Annotated in this window: 19 protein-coding genes; 10 read left to right on the top strand and 9 right to left on the bottom strand. The window is 31.1% G+C overall.

What is annotated here, in order from left to right:
- Positions 1–718 precede the first annotated feature (718 nt).
- Positions 719–1543: a hypothetical protein gene (locus DDF69_RS12695; RefSeq protein WP_114821102.1), complete on the top strand. Its 825-nt coding sequence runs from the start codon at positions 719–721 to the stop codon at positions 1541–1543.
- Between the two features lie 581 nt (positions 1544–2124).
- Here DDF69_RS12695 and DDF69_RS12690 read toward each other — a convergent pair.
- From DDF69_RS12690 to DDF69_RS12675, 4 genes are all read right to left on the bottom strand, one after another.
- Entirely contained in the window at positions 2125–2355 is a 231-nt protein-coding gene (locus DDF69_RS12690; RefSeq protein WP_114821101.1) for a hypothetical protein, read from the bottom strand.
- 260 nt (positions 2356–2615) lie between these two features.
- Positions 2616–4376, bottom strand: coding sequence for a hypothetical protein (locus DDF69_RS12685; RefSeq protein WP_162800922.1), 1761 nt, complete (start codon positions 4374–4376; stop codon positions 2616–2618).
- Positions 4377–4505: 129 nt separating this feature from the next.
- On the bottom strand, positions 4506–4832 hold the full coding sequence (locus DDF69_RS12680) for a hypothetical protein (RefSeq protein ID WP_306595443.1): 327 nt from the start codon (positions 4830–4832) through the stop codon (positions 4506–4508).
- Positions 4833–4961: 129 nt separating this feature from the next.
- Positions 4962–5273: a helix-turn-helix domain-containing protein gene (locus tag DDF69_RS12675; RefSeq protein ID WP_114821098.1), complete on the bottom strand. Its 312-nt coding sequence runs from the start codon at positions 5271–5273 to the stop codon at positions 4962–4964.
- 460 nt (positions 5274–5733) lie between these two features.
- On the opposite strand from DDF69_RS12675, the gene DDF69_RS12670 reads away from it, so the two are divergent.
- The 6 genes from DDF69_RS12670 to DDF69_RS12645 all read left to right on the top strand — a co-directional run bounded on the left by DDF69_RS12670 (position 5734) and on the right by DDF69_RS12645 (position 12918).
- Positions 5734–7485 (top strand): tetratricopeptide repeat protein, encoded by a 1752-nt coding sequence (locus DDF69_RS12670; protein ID WP_114821097.1) that lies wholly within the window; start codon positions 5734–5736, stop codon positions 7483–7485.
- Positions 7486–8002: 517 nt separating this feature from the next.
- Positions 8003–8797, top strand: a complete 795-nt coding sequence (locus DDF69_RS12665) for a hypothetical protein (protein WP_114821096.1) — start codon at positions 8003–8005, stop codon at positions 8795–8797.
- Between the two features lie 35 nt (positions 8798–8832).
- Positions 8833–9366, top strand: coding sequence for a hypothetical protein (locus DDF69_RS12660; protein WP_114821095.1), 534 nt, complete (start codon positions 8833–8835; stop codon positions 9364–9366).
- A 108-nt stretch (positions 9367–9474) separates the two neighbouring features.
- Positions 9475–10398 carry a DUF5677 domain-containing protein gene (locus DDF69_RS12655; protein WP_114821094.1) on the top strand — a complete coding sequence of 308 codons (924 nt, stop codon included), beginning with the start codon at positions 9475–9477 and terminating at the stop codon, positions 10396–10398.
- Between the two features lie 15 nt (positions 10399–10413).
- Positions 10414–11925, top strand: coding sequence for an LA2681 family HEPN domain-containing protein (locus DDF69_RS12650; RefSeq protein ID WP_114821093.1), 1512 nt, complete (start codon positions 10414–10416; stop codon positions 11923–11925).
- Positions 11926–11928: 3 nt separating this feature from the next.
- The gene (locus DDF69_RS12645) at positions 11929–12918 is read left to right on the top strand and encodes a hypothetical protein (RefSeq protein ID WP_114821092.1); all 990 of its coding nucleotides are present in this window, start codon (positions 11929–11931) and stop codon (positions 12916–12918) included.
- A gap of 334 nt (positions 12919–13252) precedes the next feature.
- Here DDF69_RS12645 and DDF69_RS12640 read toward each other — a convergent pair whose 3' ends face one another.
- Positions 13253–14152 (bottom strand): hypothetical protein, encoded by a 900-nt coding sequence (locus DDF69_RS12640; RefSeq protein ID WP_114821091.1) that lies wholly within the window; start codon positions 14150–14152, stop codon positions 13253–13255.
- A 162-nt stretch (positions 14153–14314) separates the two neighbouring features.
- On the opposite strand from DDF69_RS12640, the gene DDF69_RS12635 reads away from it, so the two are divergent.
- Together DDF69_RS12635 and DDF69_RS12630 are read left to right on the top strand one after the other, a co-directional pair.
- Complete coding sequence (locus tag DDF69_RS12635; protein ID WP_114821090.1) at positions 14315–15274, top strand: hypothetical protein; 960 nt, start codon at positions 14315–14317, stop codon at positions 15272–15274.
- On the top strand, positions 15255–16052 hold the full coding sequence (locus DDF69_RS12630) for a hypothetical protein (protein WP_114821089.1): 798 nt from the start codon (positions 15255–15257) through the stop codon (positions 16050–16052). The genes DDF69_RS12635 and DDF69_RS12630 overlap by 20 nt, the downstream gene beginning before the upstream one ends.
- A gap of 308 nt (positions 16053–16360) precedes the next feature.
- On the opposite strand, the gene DDF69_RS12625 is transcribed toward DDF69_RS12630, so the two are convergent.
- The 4 genes from DDF69_RS12625 to DDF69_RS12610 are packed head-to-tail and all read right to left on the bottom strand — an operon-like array spanning position 16361 to position 23215.
- Positions 16361–18223, bottom strand: a complete 1863-nt coding sequence (locus DDF69_RS12625) for a UvrD-helicase domain-containing protein (protein ID WP_114821088.1) — start codon at positions 18221–18223, stop codon at positions 16361–16363.
- A complete protein-coding gene (locus tag DDF69_RS12620; protein WP_114821087.1) occupies positions 18216–20207 on the bottom strand; it encodes an ATP-dependent nuclease in 1992 nt (663 codons plus the stop codon). The genes DDF69_RS12625 and DDF69_RS12620 overlap by 8 nt, the downstream gene beginning before the upstream one ends.
- 36 nt (positions 20208–20243) lie before the next feature.
- Positions 20244–22019 carry an ATP-binding protein gene (locus DDF69_RS12615; RefSeq protein ID WP_114821086.1) on the bottom strand — a complete coding sequence of 592 codons (1776 nt, stop codon included), beginning with the start codon at positions 22017–22019 and terminating at the stop codon, positions 20244–20246.
- A complete protein-coding gene (locus DDF69_RS12610; protein WP_114821085.1) occupies positions 22016–23215 on the bottom strand; it encodes a hypothetical protein in 1200 nt (399 codons plus the stop codon). Before DDF69_RS12610 ends, DDF69_RS12615 begins: the two co-directional genes overlap by 4 nt.
- Positions 23216–23636: 421 nt before the next feature.
- Here DDF69_RS12610 and DDF69_RS12605 point away from each other — a divergent pair, with 421 nt between their 5' ends.
- Complete coding sequence (locus DDF69_RS12605; protein WP_114821084.1) at positions 23637–25127, top strand: recombinase family protein; 1491 nt, start codon at positions 23637–23639, stop codon at positions 25125–25127.
- Positions 25128–25289 lie beyond the last annotated feature (162 nt).

The raw sequence follows: 25289 nt of genomic DNA, 5'->3' as shown, positions 1-25289 counted from the left end.
CTTCTACCGGCTATTTACCAGATGTATACTGTGTTTTCTTTCATGATTTTGATAATCTGCGGATCTTTGTCCAAGAATTAATAAATATAAAATAGAAGGTCATTTCATTATAAATTCAAAGACACTTATTTGATATTTATTATACAATACTTTTTAAAATTAAGTTTATATGAACAAAATAATAAAACAAATCCCCTTTCTATTGGAAAATTATCCAAGAGATAATTATTAAATATTTTATCCAAGCCGCATCTGTCGACGTTGGATATCATCAGATTGAACAATACTCGTTGGAAATAAAATAAAGCAATTAAATATAGGGATAGATGATTCCACAATTTCAATCCGGTACAGGGCTGAGTAAGTGAAAGCACCCTTTAACAATATAACCGTAAGTTCCCTCATTCAAAATGGCTGTGATAAGGATCTATTTTGTATTACAGCCGCAAAATCTCATAGGTTATGCAGCACTTTGAGATTTTAAAACGGTAATAATCAGGAAAAAGGCATGTATTTCTATTGTTAATACTTGATCAGGATAACGTTCCTTTTTCCTCTTTTTTAATTAATCTGTTAAAACAACAAAAAAATGAATTTTTTATCTCCCAGTTCACATTCACAACTCCATATGTATTAACATTAAATTCTAATTCCCCGAGAAAGGAAAATGAAAACAATTCCTTTCTCTTTTTTACAAGTAAAATTTAAACAATAAATAATGAAAAAAATAGTAACTATTCTAGCATTTTCAGCCATAATAAATAGTTATGGACAAGTAGGAATCAATACTGCAGAACCTAAACAGGAACTGGATATAAATGGTGATCTATTAGTAAGAAATACCTTAAGATTTCCTGATTCCGGAAATCCGGATATGGGTAATGGAGGGGCCAATGGTCAGTTTTTGGTTTCAACAGGTGACACCACAGCTCCAAGATGGACAACTGTAAACATTCCAGTTGTACCCCCTGGATCATACTATCTGGCTAATGCAGAATCGATATCTGATTTAGGAATCAATGGAGACGGTAATCAAGGAGTAACTCTATCCGGGAGTTCTGACAGTGGTACTATACCATATAATGAAGGAATGGACATCAGTGCTACGAATGCCGGCGAACAGGTATGGTATCCCTTAGACGGGCTTAAAACTAACATGACAATTCCCGGAACAGCCAATGATAACAAAGTATCAATAACATTACAAACCATCATACAATTTGTTGGAAATCTGCCCACAGCCAATTCTTATACGAGTTTTGCGATAGGAGTTTTCATAGATAATAAACTGCATGCTGTAAGACTTGGATTTTTTGGTTATGATGTGATTGACGGGTTCCAGACAGAAACGGTTGCCACAACAATAAATAACTTATCTGCAGGACAGCATACTATCAGGGTAGCTGTAGCGAGACGTTACAATTATTTAGGTGGGAATCTGGATTTATATGTCGGAAAGAAACCTGCTACAGCAACAAACACAAGTGATTTTACGAACAGAAGTTCTATCACCATTCAATCTTATGTAAAAAATACTGATTAATCAGGTAGGCAATAGTGAAAATTATATTTTATGGTTTTAGGTCTAGCGTTATAGAAATCTAAGTCGCTAGAAATGCGAAGTTCAAAAGAGCTTCGCATTTTTTAATTGATTTTTAGCACTTTGACTGGCAAGGCGCTGGTATTGTTCTCACAATTTTAAGCAAGCCATATTTTCCCATAAATCTACAGCTGCCTGAAGAAGAAACAGATAGTCACCCTGGAGATAATCTGTTAGCAGAAACTTAAAATATCAAGGTATTTCTCAAGTAAAAGTATAGTATTGATTCTACATATTCCATCAAACATTAGCATCTGTTCAATAGCTTAAACCTTATAAACAGAGAAAACTGAAGACCAGAAATATTTTTAATAGTTGATATAAATTTCAGCAAAATTTGAATTGTCAGCTAAAGTTGGCTTTCAATCTTACCCCATTTTGCTTAATCAAACCCAGACATCCCTTAATCTTTAAATACTGAGACAATACTCTTTTTAGCGGCTTAAAATATTTTTTCATCAGGTTCTGATTTTTGGAGAAATATAAATTATGTGTGGATCGATCTATAACAAACCCATTTTTCCTTAAAATACTGTATATTTTTCAAAGAAGGGTGTACATTTTTTTCTTATAACAATTACTGTAACAGAATCATTTAATAATATCAGAGAAATTACCATCTTTACATACCATCTATTAATAATAACAGTAATGCTGTCATCATTTTCAATGATGCATCCAGCATTTTCTTTCAGCTTTGTAACAGTATTGACTCTTGTTTCCCCTTTCAGCGAATAATAAAATAAGTCTTTCAATAGATTTAGATATTTTTAGTTGAACATAGATTGCAGCATCTTTATTTCCAATAGCTTTAGGGCTTATTCAGATTGGTATTACCGAGAGACACAGAACTATTCATTGAACTTCATATGTTCTCTGCTCCATGATTAAGGTATAAGACAGGAATGTGACTGGTAATCAAAGCCTCATAGACTATATTTATCTATGAGGCTATACTGAGAAATTATTGCGATGCTTACCCTTAAAATTATATTATCATGAAGGCTTATGCTGATTATTTTTTCAACCTGTTTTCTTCTGCTTTTTTTACAGCCCAGGCCATCATATTAGCAAAAACGGTGGAGTTATAAATGGTTACCCCATCGTCATAACCTGTACGCGGTCTGACAGTAAAATCAGGATTAATAGCAAATACATAAGCAGTTGTAGATGAACCTGCATGGGCAGTAGGCCCGGTATTAGGCACATCCGCTCCGGTACTCAGATTAGAAAGCCATCCGCCGTCACCAACGAAAATTACATTATAACTTGCTGTTCGGAAAAATGTAGCTGCATTTCCGCCGCTTGCATTTGATGTGGAGTAAATAATAGCATCATTAACAGGAAGATTCGAAATTCTTATCGTAGTACTTCCTACATCTGCTCCCCAATATAATCCTCGTACATCACCAAAAACTCCATTTGTAATTTCATCATCAATGCCCTGAATAGTGTAATAATAAGCAGAACCGGTATTGGCCGTTGTTGATCCCGAAGCATCAATATTGGACATTCCATACAACTTTCGAAAGAAACGCTCAACGCTTGTATTTTCAGATATCATCATAATAACACCACCTTTTTTAGCATAATTTGCCAAGGCAGTGGCCAAATCATCTGTAATATCCAAATGATATCCTATTAGTACAATATCAGGATTATTATTAAGTCCGGTTATTGCGGCTGAAGCACTATATGCAGTAGAAAAATTATATCCTTCCACTTTTATCTTACTATTTTCTGCAGCTCCAAAATTAACAGGAGCAGATAAAAACGCGCGGGAAGCTGATGTTTCTCCTACATAGCCCAGTGAAAAAGAGGAACTCCCTATCTGGAGAAAAGTTTTTGTGGGGACAACAACTATAACATTTACACTGCAGGTTGTTTCTACAGTTCCCTGACTATCCGATGTAATTGTCATTGCTTTAACAGTTGTAGAAGTTGGTGTTCCTGTTCCGTAAAGTGTTACATTCTGCTGCCCAATAGATGTGAATGAACCCATTCCAGTGAAAGAAATACCGTCTACTGTATTGGTAGTAATAGTATAACTCCCCATCACGGAAACATTTACCGGTAAAGTAATTGTGTTACTTGCTGTTAAGGCAGTACCAACTTTATAAACCCCATTAACAGTTGCACTACCACAGCTCATTGTATAAGTGGCCGCTGCAGACATAACATTTACCTGCACAGGAGGAGTACAATTTACATCAATTCCGTTTGCATTAATATTCAGAGTGTCTACCTGAACAGCTACAGGCTTCCCCTGTCCAGGAACCTGTATTGTATACTCACCAGTATTGAGAAATGTTCCTGAAGTGAAAAAACTATATCCATTGGTTGTTGTAGCCATGATGGTATATTCTCCCGGTTTTGTAACCACCACGGGGATAGTGAGAAAATTGGAATTCGTAAGTTCTCTGCCTTCTACATATGAGCCTCTTACAGTTACTACAGAGCAGTCAAAGGTGAAAGCAGATTTTCCAAGGGCGCCACAAAGGCTTTTCCATTCCATATCTGCATAATTCCAATAATTATAGCAGTCTTCGCTGGTATTATAAATAAGTAAACTGTTTTGGGTAATTCCCATATTGGGAGTGAGTTGCGTATCACGTTCTGTTTCAGTATAACGCTGAATAATAATACCATTGTATCTGTCAGGATTTGCATTAGCCGGATCTTTTCTTTCGGAGACATGCAAACCGGAATAACTGGCTGGTTTATCAGTATTGATACCGACCTGTGCAAAGGAAAATAGATTTAATAATGTGGTCAAGATTATTAAAATGTTTTTTTTTGTTACCATCTTGTTTTTAGAATTTTTAGCTTTTAAAAAGAAGAAAGATCTTTCTTGTAGCTCTTTCTCTGGATTATATAATTAATGTGTGTACTACCAGAATTTACATTAGTTGCTATTATTCGGGAAATTTCCACTTCTATATTTTTGAAACCATTTGTATAAGGTTGTTTTGGGGATTCTGTATTTAGCAATTACCTCAGCTCTGGTTACCTCTCCATTTTCGATCTTACCAAGGATAAATTCAATGATTTCCAGTGTATAAATATTCTTTCTGAACTTCGGCAATAGTGTTTTTCCCGATTTGTTATTATTTTCTTTGGAGGGCGGTGAATACAGAATCAAATGTTGGGTATAAATTCTAAAAAAATCATATTCCAGTAATTTGCACCACTTCAGCAGCACATCTGTAGACATCGCTTCCTGTTGATACATTTTATCAATTTCAGAAACTGAATACCCAAAAAAATTAGTTATTCTTAATGAACTTATTTCACACTCCTTACAACGCATTTTGATATAGGACCCAATATGTATATGGTTATAATTGATCATCTGATTTTTTTATTTTATTAAAAATCTTTTCTTCCAGGCAGTTACTGTGTTTCTACTGACATTAAAATGGGCAGCAAGCTGCAGATTATTCATCTTATTTTTTTTCTGAAATTCAAGCATTTTTAAAATACTTGCTTTATCATACGACTTATGTTTCTGGTTATTAACATTATGCTTTCTCCAAAGGATACTATTAAGTTTAATAACGTCTAATGCAGATAAAACACTTTTACTAAGAATATTTTGACATTGTTTCATTTTATTGGGAAACTGTTCAAGAATAATATCATGATAAATTTGCTTGTAGTTGGGTCTATCCATTTTAGAATAATTTTAAATGTAATCTGTAGTAATTTTAGTGTATTTACCACCTTCCTGAAAAAAAATTGATAAGTGAGATACCAGTATCTGTATACTGTTTATTGATCTTTTAAAATAAAATCTATTGTTTAGAATATTATTTCACATTTAGTCGTTTTTTATAGATATAAATTCTTAATTTTAATAGATTAATAGTAAAAACATTATTTAAATGAAAGAAGTATGATCTGTTCCTAACTTCTATGCAAAGTTCCGCAGACGATTTTGAAGAGAAAAGAAACCAAAGTATACTTAGAGTGCACAGAGCGAAAAAACTGGTATACATTCCGTATACAATTTAATATAACTCAATAACCATCAATACGTTAGTGAAAAACCGTGAATTAAATCATTTAGTAAAAAAGTATAATTTCTTATATTTTTGTAGTAAAAATGAGTTCATTTTGTAAATATGTAAGTAATGCAACGTTTTTATTTTCTATTGTTGATTTTCATACTAGGTGTTACCAATAAATGTTATGCTCAAAGTGATACAGATTGGGAACAACAGGAAACGTATGCCTATTTATTCGGGAGAGATTTCGAAAAAGCCAAAGATAATATAGAAAGTAAGTTTTTGAATTCAACTGATCATTCTAAGAAGATCATAGGGATGGTATATCTTGTAGATTATTATACCAAATTAAAAAAGTACCCGGAAGCCAAACAAACCTTGGAAAAAGCATCCCGGTTACTTTCAGAGGATAAGGAAGAAATATTAACAGCCTACCTTGATTACGGCTACGCAAGTTATTATGCAGGCCTTAATGATAAATACCTCTTCAGAAAATATGTAAACAGCAGCATCAATATCTTCGAAAAGCAGAACAACAACAATTTTATTCTTGCCGTTTTAGCGTATTTGAAAGTAACTTTTTATGTTCAGCATCATATAAAAAATGACGTTCGAAAATATTATTTAGAGTTAACCAGATATGCACAGCGCTCCAAAAATCCAATAGCAATAAGTTCATCCTATACAAACCTGAGCAGTTATTATATAAAACAATTGGCAAATACAAACAATGAGGATTATAGAAAAATGGCTGCAAATGCGCTGCAGGTTTCTTATCAATATGCAGAAAAGATAAAATTTCAAGCGGCACGCGAAAGATGCCTGGTAAAATACTATTTACAATATGGAGAACTTTACAAAAATCAGCAGGCAGAAAGTCAGAAGGCTTATGCTAAAGCACTGCAAATAGCAGCCAACGAGCCTAAGCTTTCTTACTTTACCCCTCTTATATACAACAATATAGGCACTTATTATTATACATCAGGAGAATACAAAACTGCAGAAAAATATCTGTTAAAAGCCTATAATTTATCTAAAGATAATGATGATACCAACGCTTTGAATCTTGTAATGATCATCGATAATCTTGCCAATCTCTATGGAAGTATGAAAGATTATGATAAAGTAATAAAGTATACCAAAGAAGGTCGTGATATTACAAATAAATACTATGAATCATTGTTTAATAATTATAATTCTACTTATGAAGTAATTTACCAGTCCGAAAAAAAAGAAGGTTTTCAGCTGCGACAATTAAAGAATAAAAGCATTATCCTTTTTATTATTATTACTGTATCCCTCATAGGTATGGCTCTTTTACTGTACTATTATCGTAACAGATTAAAATTGAAACTTCGCAAAATGAATATAATTAGAAGGGAGAAAGTAGAAATAGAGCAATCATTTATCAGGGAAAAAGAGGAGAAGAATAAGGTAAGAGAAGAATTACAATTAACAAAAACAAGAAAGGAAAAATTATACCGGCAAATACTTGCGACTTCTTTACAGTTGGAGCAAAAGAATAATTTTCTACATAATCTGTCGACAAAAGTAAGCAATCAGGAAGATATCAATATAGAAAGAGAATTAAAAGAAGACAAAATTATTTCAGATGATGTTAAAAATATTAAGATTTTATTTGAGGAGATTCATCCCGGTTTTTACAGAAAATTAATAGAAATTTCAGGCAGGAAGCTCACAGATTTAGATCTGAAATACGCCGGATATATCTATTTGCATATGAATAACAGAGATATATCTCAGCTACTTAAAACTGATCCTAACACGGTGAAAATACAAAAATACAGACTAAAACAAAAGATAGGTTTGCCTAAGGATCAGGACCTGAATTTGTTCCTGCAAAACTTAAGTTTTTAATATTCCACTCCTATGGCAGAGTTCAAATATGAGAATAGATTCAGAAACTTTTAAAAAGTCTTCCGGTCAATTGATGAACATTGGAAATGTTTATAATATACAATTCAACTAATCAATGGAAACAAACCGGACACTATATGCAATTCTCTATATCTTGAGTTTGAATGAAAAATAGTTTACAAAAAAAAAACGGACAAAAAACTAAAAAATGTTTTGTCCGTCTGAGTGACCTCAGCGGTGCATTTTTCGAAAAATTTTGTGGAGGATTTGAATAAACTTGCAGAACTTTCGACAATCATCTATAATCAAAAATAGAATATCGCATATTATTTTTTTAAACCAAGTATATAAATTTAAATAACTCCTATATATCTTTATCAGCAAAATTAAATTATTAAAACAATATAAAACTATATCTTTTTGACGATAGCGATAATTTTATCAAATTTTGAAGCGGATAAATATTGGATTAATAAATTTTTTGATAAAAAAAATGTAAATTTATTAAAACTATAATATGCAAACCATAGACGAGTTAAAGAATATACATAAAGAGATAATCAATGATTTTGAGGATATTACGCGTGATTTACCTATATTGCTAAAGAGTTCTTTCGAGTATACAAGTGAAGTCTGTTTTATGTACATAAACAGTACACATTTAATCTTCGATGCCATTTTAAATGCGGTAAATTCTGAAAACTACTATTCTATCAATATCTTATATCGTTCTTTGACTGAACATTTTTTGAGATTTAATTTTTATTTTTTCAACTTTGCCCTTAATGGAAAATCCGATTCTTATTCTCACAAATTCAGAACAGCATTAGAATTCAACGATAAATTTTTGATACTAAAATCAAAGAATTCGATAGAGACAAATCTAAAAATTAAAAAAAATGCTCAAGATTTAAAAGATGAACTCTATAGGAGCAATAGCAATTATGCACAGTACGATCTCCAAGAATTAGATGTGATAGCCAGAGATCTCAGCATAAAGAATATTATTAGTTTTACTGAAAAGCATATAGACAATAAGGAGTTTGATTCAGGAGGACTTTTAAAAGAAATAATAGTACAGTACTCAAAATTATCTTCGTATGTTCATGGGGGAATACTTGCACATAGAGAACATATATACTTTGCAACTGAAAATAAAATAGTCAAAAATATGACTGTGATTTTAGGCAGTTCAATTATAACATTAACTTCTATTAAGCTACAAACTTTAATGATACTTTCAGAAACAAACCCAGAATATCTTAAAGTTTATTTTAAGATTTCGAGTAACATTTATAAATTACAAGCGTAAATAAAGATTCGCCAATCCTTTAAATATAACTCAATATGGATCAAAACACTTGGTTACAAAATTTCTTGACAGAAGATGGTGTTAAACCAGAAGTCAATAAAATAGAAAATGTGAAAAATTTCACACTACTTTGGAATCTTTTTGAAAGATTCTTTTGTGATAAAGAAGGTAGTCTAAGCAAAATACAACAAAACCTAACTGACCTAAATAATAAGGGATACACATTACCTCCAAAATCATTCGATGTTCCATATAACTATTTTCGTGAGCGCTATATTACTAATAAGCAAACTAATTTGATTTTTGAAAAGCTAGATTTCCGTGATAATAAAACCGAGCAAGCTTTTAAGCAGTCTTTAAAAAATTGTTTAGAAGGTGAAACTACTGTCGATTACGATAAACTATCTGCTTTATTGATCATAACCAGTAGATTCAGAAATAATCTTTTTCATGGCTCAAAAAATATTGCTAAAATATCTGAACAAGAAGAAAGTTTTGCAAAACTAAACAATACATTAATGTTGTTGTTAGATTTTTTAAAAGGATCAGGGAAGCTTTCATCCGCATAGGAGAAATTATAATTTTTGCAATTTCTTACCAAGTCTGGTGCTAAAAAAAGTCCGATTATCATCAGAAAGAAAATAAAACAGTAAATTGTAGTAATAACTAAATACAGGATGAATAAATTTAACGACATAAAGCAATCCGAAGAATTTAACTCTTTCTCTAATGAATTTGAAAAAAACGTATCCTTTTTAGAATCATTTTCTAGCCATATTACTTACAGTGGTAAAATGATAACATTTATTTCTGATAAAAAGGTCAATTTCTTCACTACTATCTTGCTGCAAAGCTGTTGTAAAACGCTAAAAAATATAAAGAGCTGCTGTTCCAACGGAAGTTTTTCGGATGCAAATACATTAATTCGAAAACTTAGGGACGATTTGCTACTACATGTTTTTATACTGGATAATTCAACAAAAAGAAACGTATTTAAATCAGAAGAACTGGACAAACTAGATCTAAGCGATGTTGAAAAGTTCACCGCTTCATTTTCATCTATGACGATAGATACGACACTGTCCGGAGATGAAATCGCGGTCGCTGCTTGGCTCGAAAATTCAGTGGATCAATTATCATCAAGAAATAAAAGAAAACTTAGCTTTGAAAACTATATGATTTATTTTCAAAAAGATGAAAGAATAAAACAAATTTTGAAAGATTATAGCTTAGAAAATTACTGGTTCAATTTAACAGTAAAACTAAATGATTATGTCCACAATAACGGAATCAAATTTACTTCTCATAATTTAGTTAATCTACCCAATAAGAATTTAGAGGTCTTTCTCAACAACATTAACATTAGAATATCTTATATACTGACATTTTTTCTCTTACTCATACTAATGATTGATTCAACCTTAGTTCGGTCAGATGATATAATGGATTATCTCGAAAATGACATGGTTCCTCCTGAAAATATTCAATACGAAATTGCACCGTTTATACAAGAATATATAGATGAAAAAGTGATACCATTACATCCGGAACTCAAGCAATACTTGAAAGATTATAATATTAATGGAATGAACATCCGCTAACATAACTATCTAACTGTGCATCACATTTTAAACTTAAATAAAGAAATTAGCTACTTATTAGACACTTGTCAATATGGAGAAGCTAATGATGCTTTAGAAAAAGCATTAATGAATCGGAATGTAAATGATTATTTAATACTGAAAGCAATTGCAGGATTTTTTATTGATCTTGGAAATGAATCTTATGACAAGAAAAAAGTTGAGAAAGGTCTACAAATTCTATTAGATAATAAGGATAAAATAAAAAACTACGCCACAGAAGATTCCTTAAATTATTGTATAGGTAATGCATATCAATCACTTCACAAAATAGATACCGAAGATGTAAGTGAATTTTTTCCAATCCCAGAGAATATTGAAACCTTATTTGAAGCTAAGCAATACTATTTCAGAAGTTTCAAAGCTCTTGATATAAGAAAACCAAACGACTACTCCATTCAAGTCTTGACTAATCTTGGTAATAATTTGATTAATTCTGGTCGGTATGTTGAGGCGTTCCAATTATATGATAACGTTTTAAATTACAATGATAATTTTTTCTATGCCCTAGCCGCAAAAGCTGAAGGTTTATTAACAATGGTAAAATATTCACAATGCCCCATAACAATCGCTCTTTTTATTGAGGTTTACAGACTGTTTAGTGAAGCAGAAAAACATCAGATTCCTTTTGAAGCTATTAATGAAAAAATAAAAACAAGTAAATCGTATGCGTATCAATTTCTCCAAGAACAAAATTTTTGTATCTCAAAAATTCCTCATGAAGCAATTTTGAATAACGAAGAATATCAAAAACATCCTTTAAAACTTAAATTTTTCTTAGATAACTTTTTAAGTTTATCTGAACATAGCCTGTATTGCAATTGTAACGGCGCAGAAAAAGATGATATAACTATTGGCCATGGTGGTTTCCAAACAAAAAATAAAAAAATTGTACAATTAGAACTGCTGTGTAATAGGATAAAATCAGAATTCTGTTTTTCAAAAGAACTATTTTTTGATTACTCTCATGACTTAAAGACTATTGAAGAAACAGCTCATTACGAGAATTTAGTAGATGGAATTGTAAATGGTATTAAATATGAAAAGCTAAGAACAAGTTTTCGATTGTGTTTTGGAATACTTGATAAAATTGCGGAAGGCATTTGCTACATATTTGATTTTACTATGCATAGAAATGAATCTATATACTTTGAAAACTTTTGGAGCGAAAAAAGGAATAGCACAAGATGGCAAGAAATAAATCAGAAAAGGAACATTCATCTTACTGCATTGTATAGTATTGCATGTGATCTTGAAAAAAACAATGGAGAATTTGGTTTTTACAAAGAATGGAGAAATAAACTAGAACATGGAATTTTTTCAATAAATGACCGTAATTATCTAAACAGCGATTGGGAAGCAGAAAAATTTTCCTTAAAAACTGACTTGGATCATTTTGAAAAAGAAACTTTGAGGCTTTTACAACTAACACGCTCTGCAATTTTCAGCTTTGTTTTCTGTGCCCGAATTGAATTAATAGAATCTTAAAAAATGAAAACATTTACAAGTCCTGACGGTATATTTGAAATTCACATACCAATCGATTGGGATTATCAGAATGAATTACACGGTAATGAAAACGAATCGCCTTTTAGCTTTCAACCATTTAAAAATCCGATGGGATGTTTTCAAATTAGTCATTACATTAAACAGCAACCAGATAACCAAAGATTTTCAAATCAAGGTTACTTCGAGCGAAATTTAAAATTTGAAAAGACAAAAATTGATGAAAATGACGGCTTTATCTTAATACTATGGGGAACCTGGGTCAAAGAAAATTTCTTTATGGCTAAATATATCTATCGTCCATCATTGGTAGACGAACAAGTAGTTCTTAAAGAGATTTATAAAGCAGAAGAATGTCTAAAATCGTTAATTTGCATAGAGCCTCAATCTCGAGTACAGGCTATTCATTTCTACCGATATGAGAAATTTTTATCGGCTTTAGCGGCAACATTTGACCTATTAAAGCGTGCCTTACAAAATGAATTTCCCATTGAACTTATTATAGTATACGCATCGCAAATTGATGCTTATCTGCGTTTATGCATTGTTCTTAAATATCAGATTATTGAAAAATCCAATCTATTTAAGATTCAGTACCTATATCAAGATAAGACCGATAAACCAATTACAGAAAAAAGCATATATAAGAAAGCACTTGATATGAAAATTATTACAACCGAGATTTATGACTTGTTGTTTAATCTATATAATGACAGAAATAAAATTGTTCATAGATACATCATTAGTGATATTAAAACTTTCATGTTGTTTGAAATTGCTAACAGATATAAAATGATGGCAGAAGCTGTTAGGTTGATTTTAGCTGAAATCGAGAAGGAACAATTTGAGAATAAGACAGGATATTATGGAACCAAAGACCCGCTTATTGACAAAACTATTGAGCATGTTGATTTTCTAAAGTCAATGGTTAATGAAAAACATTCTACAGAGAGATTTTACAGGAAATTTTCCTGAAGAATAAATTTTTATTTGAATTTTTTTGTGTCAAATATAAATTTAAGTACATTTGTATTGTTAAACATCTTATGAGCAAGAATGCATTGTTGCAAACAATAAAATTTTTGTATCATGAACAGATGTTTACTATGCTCCTTGTGGAGACCGGTTTTTGTAAGAGCTTATACTAGAATACGTTTCGGGCGTCTAGAATATGTAACTCAACATTGCAGGTCAAGACCTGGACAACACTAATTAAAGCAAGGATTTATCCTTGCTTTTCTTTTTTCAAAAAAAAATTTTGACATTTAAATACCAAAACACATAACGATCTAAATGATTTATTTTAACATTATTCTATCCCATATCTCTTACTCATTATTTGGCGCTGCTGTAATCTTTCTCTAGAGACAGCTTCATCTACATCAATAGACTTACTTACTAGCAAATCAATTGAAGAAGCCAAAAAAGATAATAACATAGGAATATTGTCATAGATATATTCCCACATATGATTGATATCTTCCTCTGTACTAAATATGAAATTCAAATTCTGCTTTTCAGTGGCCGAAATAGGATTACGATCAGTGTATAGGTGAACAGCATTGTTAGTAAGATTGAGAAGGCTATCCCCAAAATCTTTATTAAAAATAAAATCATATAAATCATCATTATCAAAATGATTATTTAATAATTTATTTGTTTCAGCTAATAATCTTTTTTTTTCCTGATAAGTTATCTTGATAGGGTCGAAATCTTCAAGATTATTAAATTTATCGATAAAATCGGGCTCATTAAGCAACCTCATCATAATGGTAGATATTTCAAGAAAAGGTTTTCTTAATAAAGTGAAACACACAGTCATTCTCATTTTCAACGAGCAAAGTAGGCTTTCCTGTATAAAATAACATGTTTCCATAATCAGTGAAAGAATCAAATGATTATTGACTACTAGATTTAATTCATTATTCAAACCTAAATAAGTTAGACGATCAAAAATATGTTCATCTGATGTTTTCATTTTTTCAATTATATCCTCTGACAATTCAAATTTCTGCACTTTTAGTTCAATAAATCTTTCATGCAAAACCAATTCTTCAATTTGATTAATTACAAATTCACAATAATCATGCTGTTTTCTGAATCTATTTGGTAGGTAAAAATAATTTTTACTGCTGAGTAATTTTTTATTATTTCTAGAAAAGGATTCTCGAAAAGTAGCTAAGATTAATGCCAAATACTTATTTATCATGTGGAAAATCAATATTTGATAAACTTTGTTTATTAGTTCACTGTAAGTAAATTTACATTATAAAAGTAATTTATGAGACAATTTGTTGACAAAACAGGAAACTATATGTTGACTATACCCGCTGATTGATTATTTAAAAATAATATTTACGGAACAGAAAATTTGACATCAAACTGTTTTGAACTTTATGATGAGTCTATCGGAAGTTTTACCATCAGTTGTCATATTATTACGAATACTAAAGCAAATAATTCTGAAGAATTTCATACTTCAATTAATAAAAATGATAAACAATATAGAATTGATTTTAAAGAAAAATTTATTTCTGTAGATGGAAATGATGGTTACAGCTGGGAAGCTGTAATTGGTAATAAATTTTTATTATGTACCTATATTTATGAAAATGAATACAAAGATTCTATTGAGTTAAAAACTGAAATTGAAAAAGTATTATTTTGCTTGAGCAGTATTAGAATTATTGTTGATACAGAACGAGAATCTGTTTTAAATTCTTACCGGTTTAACCAGTTTATGACATCTTATGCGGCTTCCGTAGATTTACTTCAGAGAGCTTATGATAATGGTTCAGCAATAGAAATCACAGTATTACTATCAAATCAGATTGATGCGCTGTTAAGATTGATTTTAATATTAAAAATACAATTAGATAATAATTCAAATACAATTGATACCACTCTCATATATCAGCAGGAAGACGATAAACCTGTAATGGAAAAGCAGGTCTATAAAATGGCTCTTCAAAATAATATAATAAATAAGGATTTATTTGATAAATTGTATACTTTGTATGATCAAAGAAACAAAGTTATCCATCGATATATTATTACTGATCTTTTAACTAAAAGTGTTTTTCATACAGCCCATCAATACAGTCTCATCGAAAAAGAAATAGGGAAAATTGTGAAAGAATATGAACAGAAGCAATATAAAGCAAAAATAGGCATATATGGAGTTCCGGAGCCTCCTGATAAACCTCTAACATCTGTTCAACAAGATGAATTTTTAAATGCACTTAAGGAAAAGCACTCTCACATGAAAATTAATGATGAAATAACTTTTAAAAAATTTGATACCCCGAAAGATGATGAAAACATTAAATAAAAACAAGTTTGATATTTTTGTTGAGAAGCTTATGGAAGGTTTTTTACAATTGCCAAACTTTGACCTTACACGAAAAGATGAGCTGGCTCATCGATTATTTAATATTATATCCTATAAAATTGCTGATATTTCGTCTTACAAAGAGTTGGTTACAAAACACTTTATCCCAGCTACTAATAAAGCAATTTATGATGCGAAAAGAGATATTGAGAAATCTAAGTATCGGCAATATCTTGACATCAAACAGATTGACTTTAAAGATACTTTGTATGATACGATTAGACTTTCCTACGTCGGTGTTTTTCATAAACTTGAAAACTATGTTAATGAAATTACTTCTGTTACCGAAGAATTATTTGCAGAATTACACAACTCGGAGAATACTCTAAACAGCTGGACTAAGGAACGATTTAATTTTAATATAAAAGACTGGCAGCAATTTGATATTGTTCACAAAGTTAATTGGGTGGCAAATTGCGTTAAGCATAGAGACGGCTACCCCACAAAAAATCCTAAGCCAAAAAGATATCAGAATTCTAATGAGGAAGAAAAACTTAAAATAAGTGTCAAAGAGTTTGAAGATGACTGTAATTTGATCATTCCCTTCTTTCCTATTTATTTACAGTTAATGTTTCTCTTTGCACAGCATAAAATGATTACTGAAGATCTTGAAAAGAATCATGATCCGGAAGATGAGTTCACAATCGCACAAAACGAGCACCTTACAAAACTTGAATATTCGCTTAAGACTCTGCTAGAACATTTAAGAATGATATAAGACATCGCATGGATAAAATATAAGGATCATCAAGCCTTTGTTTAAGAGAGTGAGAATCTGTAATCCTTCAAAAAAATATATGCTTATTAATAATGCTGGACGAAATATTTTCACAGGTCTTTTTTAAAATACAGATCCGCTCTAGTTTAATGTTCTTCAAGTATCGCTAAATACTTCTTATATAGTGCAATGAAAATTTTATCCAACAAAATCAGCAAGGCAAATCTTATGATATAATTATCATATCTGTTATACGACAAAGCTAGCTATACCAATAATTAGTGTATAGTTCTTTATGGAGTATAAAATTAATTCTTTTGCATTAATGGATAAGTATCCTTAGTAAAAGTATTTTGTTCGTTGCCAAATCGTTTATACAAACTAATCCAGTAACGTGATGCTGCATATTCTTTCCTCCAAGGACCTCTTCTTGTCTGGATAGTAAAAATTCGGGATCTCAGAAGTATACAAGTTGTCTTTGCACGACTAACACACACATAACATAGGCGCTGATCCTCAGCCAAAGCTGTCTCATTTCCTAAATGATAGAAACTTGGAAAATGTTCTTCCTCCATTCCTAAGAGGATAACAACTTCAAACTCTAAGCCTTTTGAACTATGTCTTGTAGTAATGGTGATCTGATCTTCTGGAAATCCCAAATTTGCAAATCGTGTTATATTTACATTTTTTAAATTGCGGAGCTTAGCTTCATTTAACAACTCATCTAAATTTTCTGTCTCATTAGGATAAATCTCTGAATCTATTAGTGTATCTTTTAGATCTAAATTAGTGATGATACAAGTTAGCCATTCATAGACGTTTGCTTTGACTATATTTTCTGTTAGTACTTTGTAAAAGAATGATTTCAACCGAATATTTTCCCAATTTTTACGAAAATCATTATGATTATTTATCAGATTTTTCCAGAACTTAAACAATTCTTCAAAAGATTGTGCATCTTTATTACTACACCATGATGCACAGTCTTGTAGCCATACAACAACGGCACTGTTCTCAAAACTCCAGTTTACAATGAAAAAAGGAATTTTTTGCTGCTGCATGTAATGTGCCATGTGATGAGTCTGCGTATTGGAACTTGCAATAATCCCAATTTCATTTAATGGGATACCCTTAGCTAACAAATTCGGTATTACTTTTTTTGCCACAACTTCATATTGTGGCTCCATCTCTTCTTCACATGTAATAAAAGTAAAATCCGCAATATCATCTTTTCTCTTACCAGCTACGTATTTAGGATAGGGAGGAACGGGATTAAGTGCCTCGATTGAGGCATCAATAATGTGTTGAGAACTTCTATAATTCGAAATTAATTCAATAGTTTTTAGGTTGTCATTTCTAGTAAGCTCCAATAAAAAATCTGGATATCCGCCGTTAAATCCATAAATAGACTGATTTGTATCTCCAACTGCGTATAATTTTATTCCAGCATTAAATACCAATTCTAGAACCATTTCGTGTAATGCTTTCCCTAAATCCTGATACTCGTCTACCATTAACCATGGGAACTTGCTTCTTAGTGTTTCTCGAACATACTCTTGTTCATTTATGATTCTAGCAGACAAATTGATAATATTGGTGAAATCAATGAATTCGGTTTCCCTTATTTTTGCTTCATAGATTTCGGCAGCCTTTGCAATTAACTCGGACGACTCCATATTGACCTCACTTCGACCTCTTAATGAAAGAGATCTGTGTTTATTTATATCAGTTAGAGACAAATTATACCGTGTATCTATTTTTAATTCTTTGAGTATCGAATTGTAGATGTTTTCTTTTATTTCGTCAGGAAGAATTTTGATAGGATATTTTACATTATATTGAGGATATAGATGAGCAAACGGCTGAATAACATGTAACAAACTAAAACTATGGACTGTTCCTATGAAATCCTTGCTACTTGAAATATAACCATAACTCTTTAATCTCTTCTTTAATTCTCTCACAGATTCTCTACTAAAACTGATACAAGCTAATCCACAAGGTTTATGAATATGACTTTTTGAAAGCGTTATCGCTTTTAGAGTTAATACGCGTGTCTTACCGCTGCCAGGACCAGCAATAATTACGGAATTCTCCATCGACTGATAGGCTTCATACTGTTTATCGTCCTTTTTTATCAGTTCTAAATCTTGAAAAAATAAACTATTCATAGGAATCTTTGACTTTTTGAACTATTGCTTCGATACCCTCACTGATATAATTTGGAACCAATTCTGGAATTAACTCATCAACCAATCTTTGTGCAAAACGTCCCTTGCTTATATTACCGTCAATTTTTCTAAGAGCAGACCAATAATCTTCTGTATCAAGAGCTTCTTCAAAATTCTCTTGCATTTCATCTCCTCCCGACTTCAACTCGTTATAGATGTTTTTGAGTATTTCAATTCCGTCTTCATCAGCATTATTTATCATATCAACTTCGAGGGTGTATTGTCCTATAAAACATCCTTTATCTCTTATATCTTCTTCGTCTAACTTCTCATCTTCTGCTATAATTCCAAGTGTAGAGAGAATGTTTAAAATATTTTCGTTGCCTTTATATCCCCAAGCTCTACCTGTAGTTTCGTCCATTATATGATAAATTCGTTTAGTCTTAGGCTTCCCTTCTTTATCGAAATATTCTTCAATCTCATAATAATCTCCATCGGTAAATAATACCCACGGAATGTTAAGAGTATTAAGTAATTGAATATACGGCTTAAAATTAGTTGAATCAATATTACAAACTACAATTCCATAATTATCTAATGGCTTTTCTATCAAATCTGCAGCAGCAGGAATAAAATATTCTTCTGTAATACCCTCAGCCAATATAATCCCTTTACCAAAATAAATTTCACCACGTTTGGCATCTATATATCGCTCAATATCCTTTTTCTCTTTAACGGGAAGAGATAAAGAGACTGTTGAGAAAACTTTACTGCTATCATCTACCTTTCGAATATGAACAATATAGTTCAGTGGTGTTACGGATGTAATATAGGTGGAATGTGATGTGAATATCACAGAAGTGTTGTTATTATGAAGCACCTCTCTATATATCAACCTTTGTAATGTAGGATGTAAGTGTGCTTCAGGCTCTTCGACTGCTAAAATTGTGAATGCCTGGTGCCTGTAATTATGTTCATCCATAAAATTGTACAAAGCTTCAATGTCTTCTTTTTCTTTTTTTAAAATATAATTCCCCTTCTCACTTACTTCATATAGTTTGGACAATATTCCTTCTCCATCCTCAGCCACCAGTGAGCCAAACTGCTCAGGTTTTATTATTGGTAATATCGTTTTATCTTTCAATAAAATAAGCATCAAAGAGATGTAAAGAATATTGGCTAATCCTAAACTTAATTCAGAAACAGGTCTTTCTTTTAACCCCATATATACCTGCAAGGTGTAGAGTAACCTTTCAGTATCAATATCAAATGTTCTTAACGTTATCTGATGGTCGGTTTGGAGGCCAGATAAGGAGGCAAAGCGATTGGAAAGACTAGCTTTTATATGTACAATTTCATCTAATTCCAAAATTCCTTCAGCGGCTTCTTTAAGGGCATCTGATATTTCTTCTAAATGGTCAGAAGATATCTCATATTGTTTAACAAGTTTATATAAAGGTGAATTCCTATTTGATTTTAATTCTCTTTCAACATCCCTCAATGCTCTAATAACATAAATGTTAATATAACTTCGATCCTCATTCGTGAATTTATATTCTTCATTGTTACCTTTAAAAATAATATATTTATAGTTGATTATTTTCTCAAACTCATCTTTGTTAGGTATAAACTTGTAAGTAAGTCGTAATGTGGGAGGAGCATCTGATATGACAGCATCAACGAATTGTGCTTTAATTTTGCTGTTATGCTCGTAACCTTTAATTTCCAAATTAATCTCAATCTCTTTCCCATTTTCCATTGGATTATCAATACTATCGTGAAAATCTTCAGGAATTAGTTGTCTATCTGAATCAGAATAGTCTTTGTCCAAAATGAGTTGGATAGCTCTTAAAAAGTTGGTTTTTCCAACATTATTTTCGCCTATGATGACCTGCTTGTGATCCAATGCTACATCAACATCTAAGAAATTTCGGAAGTTTTTTATTTGAACTCTTGAGATGTATGGGTTTTTATGCTGTGCCATTATTTTACTTATATATTTTCAAATGTTACAATAAGGTCAATCCTCTTTTTTCCATTTTTTTATAATTTCTTCAAAGCCCACGTCTTTCCAGTCTTTATGCCATTCATCTTTAAATTTCACAGATTGCGATTTAGGTTGTGGATCTGGTAAATCTAATTTTACAACAGAAGGAATTAAGGTAGCATCTCCAACTATAAGACATTCACCAGAACCTAGGTTGGGTAAAATATCAGCAATAGCATTTGAGTTTTCCGGCATTAGAGCTTTGACATAACTTTGGTCATTTATATTGGTGAGCCTCAAGGATATGAAATTATTGCATTGTGAAAAAATAGTTTCAGACACTTCTGAAGGTCTTTGACTGACAACCATAAGGCTTAATCCATACTTTCTTCCTTCTTTGGCAATCCTCTCAATTGATTTTTTTGATGCTTTGTATTCTGCTCCTCCAGTTTTTGGAATATAATTATGAGCTTCCTCACAAACAATCATAAACGGAATATCATTTTGCTCATCTTTAGCGTGCTTAATTTTAGAATAATGAAACGCAAAATCAAACACCAATCTTGAAATTAAACTGACCGCAATACTCAATACTTCAAATGGAATCCCACTAAGGTCAATTATTGTAACATTAGATTTATCTAGATATCCAAGAAATTGCCTGATTACTTCTTCAAAGTCTTTTGTTTTATAAATATCTTTCTTAGAGTTTGTAGGTTTTATAATGAAATCTAATCTTTTGTCATTAAGCTTGGTTTCTAATCTCGAAATAAATCGGTCGAACTCACCATTAAATCCACCAGTTTTCGAAACTTTCACACCAAATTTCTCATGTTTACTGTTAGCAGTAGACTCCTCAAATTCGATTAAATTCCATAGTTTATCAATATTGTATTCAATTTTTTCCGTAAGTGTGGCAAAATAAGCTTTTCCAGACTCCTGATATACAGTTAGATTGTTAATATTATGAATATAGTTAAAGACTTCATTAATGTCAAAAAAAACAGGAGTATCATAATTTACTTTGTCTTTTAAAGTTGGATTGTGTTTTTCTTTATTAAGAATAACTGCCCTTTTGAATTGTGAAACTTGATTATGATGGTTGTTTTCATTTCCTTCGATAAATAATGATTCCAATTCTTCAGAGTTCATCAGCCAATACGGTAATTTTAAGCTTTCTGCATCAAGGTTATTCAGATTAAATTTTTCGTCACTATGGAGATCAAAAGCAGACTTGTATTCCGAATGAATGTCAAATATAATTATATGTGCATTTTTTTGTTGAGCGGCATTTTGATTCTTTTTTTTATCTATACCTACTGCATCCTGAAGTATTTTTGCCACCGTGCACGATTTTCCGGATCCAGTTGAACCAACAAGTGCTATATGCTTCCCGAAAAATTTGTTCGCATCAATTTTAAAATCGATAGTTTTATTTTGAACTAGCTTTCCGAACGGAAAGTTAAAGTCCTTATTAGAATCATAGATTAGCTTAATGGTAGAATCCTCAACAATAGAAACAGGCTCTGTAGGGCTGGGGATAACAGCACTACCTCTATGGAATTCTTCATTTTCAATATAACCTATTGGCTGTGTTTGAATAAAAAACTTCAAACCCGTATCAGAAGCATTTGACTTTATATTCTGAATAACTGCTATTACTTTATTTAAATTCCCTTCATCAATTTCCAGATACTTTCCAATTTGGAAATCTTTCTTATGTGTTTCAAATATCTTTTCGTCATTGATTTCGATTAATATTGCGTTAGGAGAACTCTCCAATACTTTACCTATTTTAGTTGTACTCATAAACCAGATGTTAATGATAATAAATATTTTATTTCGTTTATTTCTTGCGTTTTTAATTTTTCGATATTACAACCTATCGTATTTTCAAAAGAAAAGTCCTGATCAGATATAATAATTGCATCATCAAAACCTGCTTCATTTACTATGGAATCAAACTCATTTTCATGATTACATAATTTCAACTTGAACTCAATAGTTCCATCCTTAATAACTTTAAGAGGATCTCTAAGGAAACGAACGCTATTAAACGTACCTGCAACTAGTCCTCTTTCTAAGGTGAGTTTTTTCTGGTCGAGAGATTTCCATATACTGTTTAGCATATCTTCACTACAGACAAGACTAAAAACAGGACATTGATTTAATCGTATTTTACTATTGTATTTCGTTACATAATCTTGCACTAGTAATGGAATATTACGTTCAAAATCTTTTATATAATTTGCATCTAGAATTACAACTCTTTTCCGAGAATTGTTGTTTAATACTTCTCCTATTTGTCTCCGTCGTTGCTTTAAAAACTTAGTATAATCTTGTAGTTCTTTTGTCCATCTACTTATAGCAGTTTTCTTTTTATTTTTAAGTTCCTTTAAAAAATCTACTTTCTTAATTTTTCGCTTTTGCTCATCATGCTGAATGCTTAATTCGGCTATAGCATGGATTGCATTAGGATAAAATATTTCAGTTGCATCTTCAGTTGTAAATCCTTCATTTGAAAGACATACAATAACTGCTTTTTCAGTATCTGACAGAGAAGCTCCAAATTCTACTTTGAACCGTTTCAAAAATTCATCACCTCCATTAAAACCAGAAAGTTCAGCTATATATTTTTGTAAATCTGCTGCTTTCGAATCTAATATAGAGTCTAATTCAGTTTTCGTTAGTATTTTTTCTGAACCTACAGTTTCATTAGGGAAGTGTGCATGAAGTCGATAATTTATATTTGCTGTTGGATTATTTTTGTAGTGACAAAACATCTGCAATACCGGTTTGTAAATACTTGAGGGTGTAAATTTTTGCTTACTCTCATGGTATTTACATTGTACTGCTTCTTGTCCAGTAGGGGTACTGACATCAATGTCTTCTATTATTCCCTCAACGGTGATTTCATCATTGTCTGACGAAAGTAATAATTTATGGAACGTTATTATGAATTGATAAATAAATCCTTGTATTGTATAGTCTGCTGTTCTGCTCATAATATTAATATCTCTTATGATAATTGAGAAATAGATAGCTGGAACGATAAGATAAATCCAATAGAAATCTTAGTAGATTTGGTATAATAAATCATGGCTTTTTAGTAGTTTTAGATTTATGGCAAGGAATGGAGAAAAACACCCAACAAATTGCAATTCATACAAATATAATCAAATAAAATATCTATAAATTACGGAAAACCGTAATTTAATCAAAATTCAAAATTTAATTATTATGAAGAATTCTGTTGAAGGAGAAATATCAATCGAATTACAAATTAAACTTAGGTTTGAATTTTAAAAAACTTTTAATTACTCCTGATAAGAACAAGTCAATTTCTAGATTTTTCTTTATTAAATTAATTCTTCTTAAAATATAAAAGCCATTCTTAAAACGTTAACATTTTATAATCTTATATTTATGAAATCAGCGTATTTATATGTTCGTGTAAGTACAGACGAACAAAAAAGAAAAGGTTACTCCTTGCCTGAGCAGGAGGACAGATTATTGAAATATTGTAAATACAACAATATCGAGATCAAAGGAATTTATCGTGAAGACTATTCTGCTAAAAATTTCAATCGACCAGAGTGGAAGGAATTATTCTCTGAAATTAAAAAGAAGTCATCAGGAGAAGATAAAAATATATTATTTATAAAATGGGATCGATTTAGTCGTAATGTCGAATATGCTTACGAAATGATTGGAAAACTTCGGAAGTACAAAACAACTGCAATGGCTATCGATCAGCCTATTGATTTCTCCGTACCGGAAAGCACAGTTATGCTGGCTGTATATTTAGCTGTTCCAGAGGCAGAAAATACTCGAAGAGCTCAAAATACTTCTAATGGTATTCGTCGAGCTAAGTTAATGGGTAGATATCCAAATAAAGCTCCCATAGGATTTATCAACGTAACATTAATTGATGGTAAAAAAGCTATTGTACCTAAAGAACCTGAAGCAGAAATTATAAAATGGGCTTTCAAGCAAGTTACTCAAAATCATCATAAAATATCTGAAATCAGTAAAATAGCTAATGAGAAAGGATTGATATGTTCACGATCATACTTTTTCCGGATTTTGCGCAATCCAATTTATTGTGGACTCATATCCGTTAAACTTAATTCTAATGAAAGACAGATGATAACGGGATTACACGAACCATTAATATCTGAGTCATTATTTTATCAAGTTCAGTCTGTCATTAATACAAAAAGAAAAACGACAGCTAAAAGAGATGATTTAAAAGAAATGTTTTTTCTTCGAGGTTTTTTAACTTGTCCTGTTTGTGGTCGAAAACTTACCGGGAGTTTTTCAAAAGGTAAGCAGAATAGATATCCCTATTACCATTGCTATAATCGCTGTAAAACTAGAATTGGCACAGTTTTACTTAATGATTGTTATCAAAATAAACTTCAAGAATTAATACTATCAGATAACACAATTGAATTATTTAAGAATATTTTGGAAGATCAGAATATAAAGACTCAGAAAGCAAGCTATTTATATGCTCAACATTTAGTAGAGAGAAAAATAAAAGAGGAAAAGTTAACTCTTTCACGAGGCAGAAAATTATTTATAGCAGGAATCTTGAAGATTGATGATTATAATGAATTAAAAAAGGAAAGTCAAGTCAACGCAAAAAATCTGGAAAAAGAAGATCGTGACATCACTCATAAATTAAGAATAATCGATAAGATGAATCAAATAGAAGATAAAACATTCTTTGATATTTTTCATAAATTTTCCGACTTTGATACTTCAGATAAAAAGCATCTTGTGAATCTTATTCCTCCTGTTGATATTGATTATAAAACTGGAGACCTTTCATTAGAACTTAAGTCAGCATTTTCAGAAATACTATCAAAAAAATTTAACCGAAAAAACAATAAGAAAAATGAACTTCATTGATAGAAATGTTTCAATTGAACAAGCGATTATTATTCTAGCAAAGAATGGTGTTCAGGTAAATGAGAAGGAAGCTAAAGTTATATTAGAATTACTATATTTAATAGCAAAAACCTACAATAAGTCAAAAGAGAAAAAAAGCTCTAACCTTAAGGAGAATTCGAA

The sequence above is a fragment of the Chryseobacterium sp. KLBC 52 genome, from assembly GCF_003347605.1.
Classification (GTDB): Bacteria; Bacteroidota; Bacteroidia; order Flavobacteriales; family Weeksellaceae; genus Chryseobacterium.
This window is presented reverse-complemented; position numbering and strand designations above follow the sequence as displayed.

Coding starts and splice junctions, on each gene's coding strand:
- DDF69_RS12625 (WP_114821088.1), bottom strand. CDS start 18,223: ATGAATAGTTTATTTTTTCAAGATTTAGAACTGATAAAAAAGGACGAT.
- DDF69_RS12665 (WP_114821096.1), top strand. CDS start 8,003: ATGCAAACCATAGACGAGTTAAAGAATATACATAAAGAGATAATCAAT.
- DDF69_RS12630 (WP_114821089.1), top strand. CDS start 15,255: ATGATGAAAACATTAAATAAAAACAAGTTTGATATTTTTGTTGAGAAG.
- DDF69_RS12680 (WP_306595443.1), bottom strand. CDS start 4,832: ATGTATCAACAGGAAGCGATGTCTACAGATGTGCTGCTGAAGTGGTGC.
- DDF69_RS12615 (WP_114821086.1), bottom strand. CDS start 22,019: ATGAGTACAACTAAAATAGGTAAAGTATTGGAGAGTTCTCCTAACGCA.
- DDF69_RS12675 (WP_114821098.1), bottom strand. CDS start 5,273: ATGGATAGACCCAACTACAAGCAAATTTATCATGATATTATTCTTGAA.
- DDF69_RS12640 (WP_114821091.1), bottom strand. CDS start 14,152: ATGATAAATAAGTATTTGGCATTAATCTTAGCTACTTTTCGAGAATCC.
- DDF69_RS12660 (WP_114821095.1), top strand. CDS start 8,833: ATGGATCAAAACACTTGGTTACAAAATTTCTTGACAGAAGATGGTGTT.
- DDF69_RS12620 (WP_114821087.1), bottom strand. CDS start 20,207: ATGGCACAGCATAAAAACCCATACATCTCAAGAGTTCAAATAAAAAAC.
- DDF69_RS12655 (WP_114821094.1), top strand. CDS start 9,475: ATGAATAAATTTAACGACATAAAGCAATCCGAAGAATTTAACTCTTTC.
- DDF69_RS12670 (WP_114821097.1), top strand. CDS start 5,734: ATGCAACGTTTTTATTTTCTATTGTTGATTTTCATACTAGGTGTTACC.
- DDF69_RS12605 (WP_114821084.1), top strand. CDS start 23,637: ATGAAATCAGCGTATTTATATGTTCGTGTAAGTACAGACGAACAAAAA.
- DDF69_RS12695 (WP_114821102.1), top strand. CDS start 719: ATGAAAAAAATAGTAACTATTCTAGCATTTTCAGCCATAATAAATAGT.
- DDF69_RS12645 (WP_114821092.1), top strand. CDS start 11,929: ATGAAAACATTTACAAGTCCTGACGGTATATTTGAAATTCACATACCA.
- DDF69_RS12610 (WP_114821085.1), bottom strand. CDS start 23,215: ATGAGCAGAACAGCAGACTATACAATACAAGGATTTATTTATCAATTC.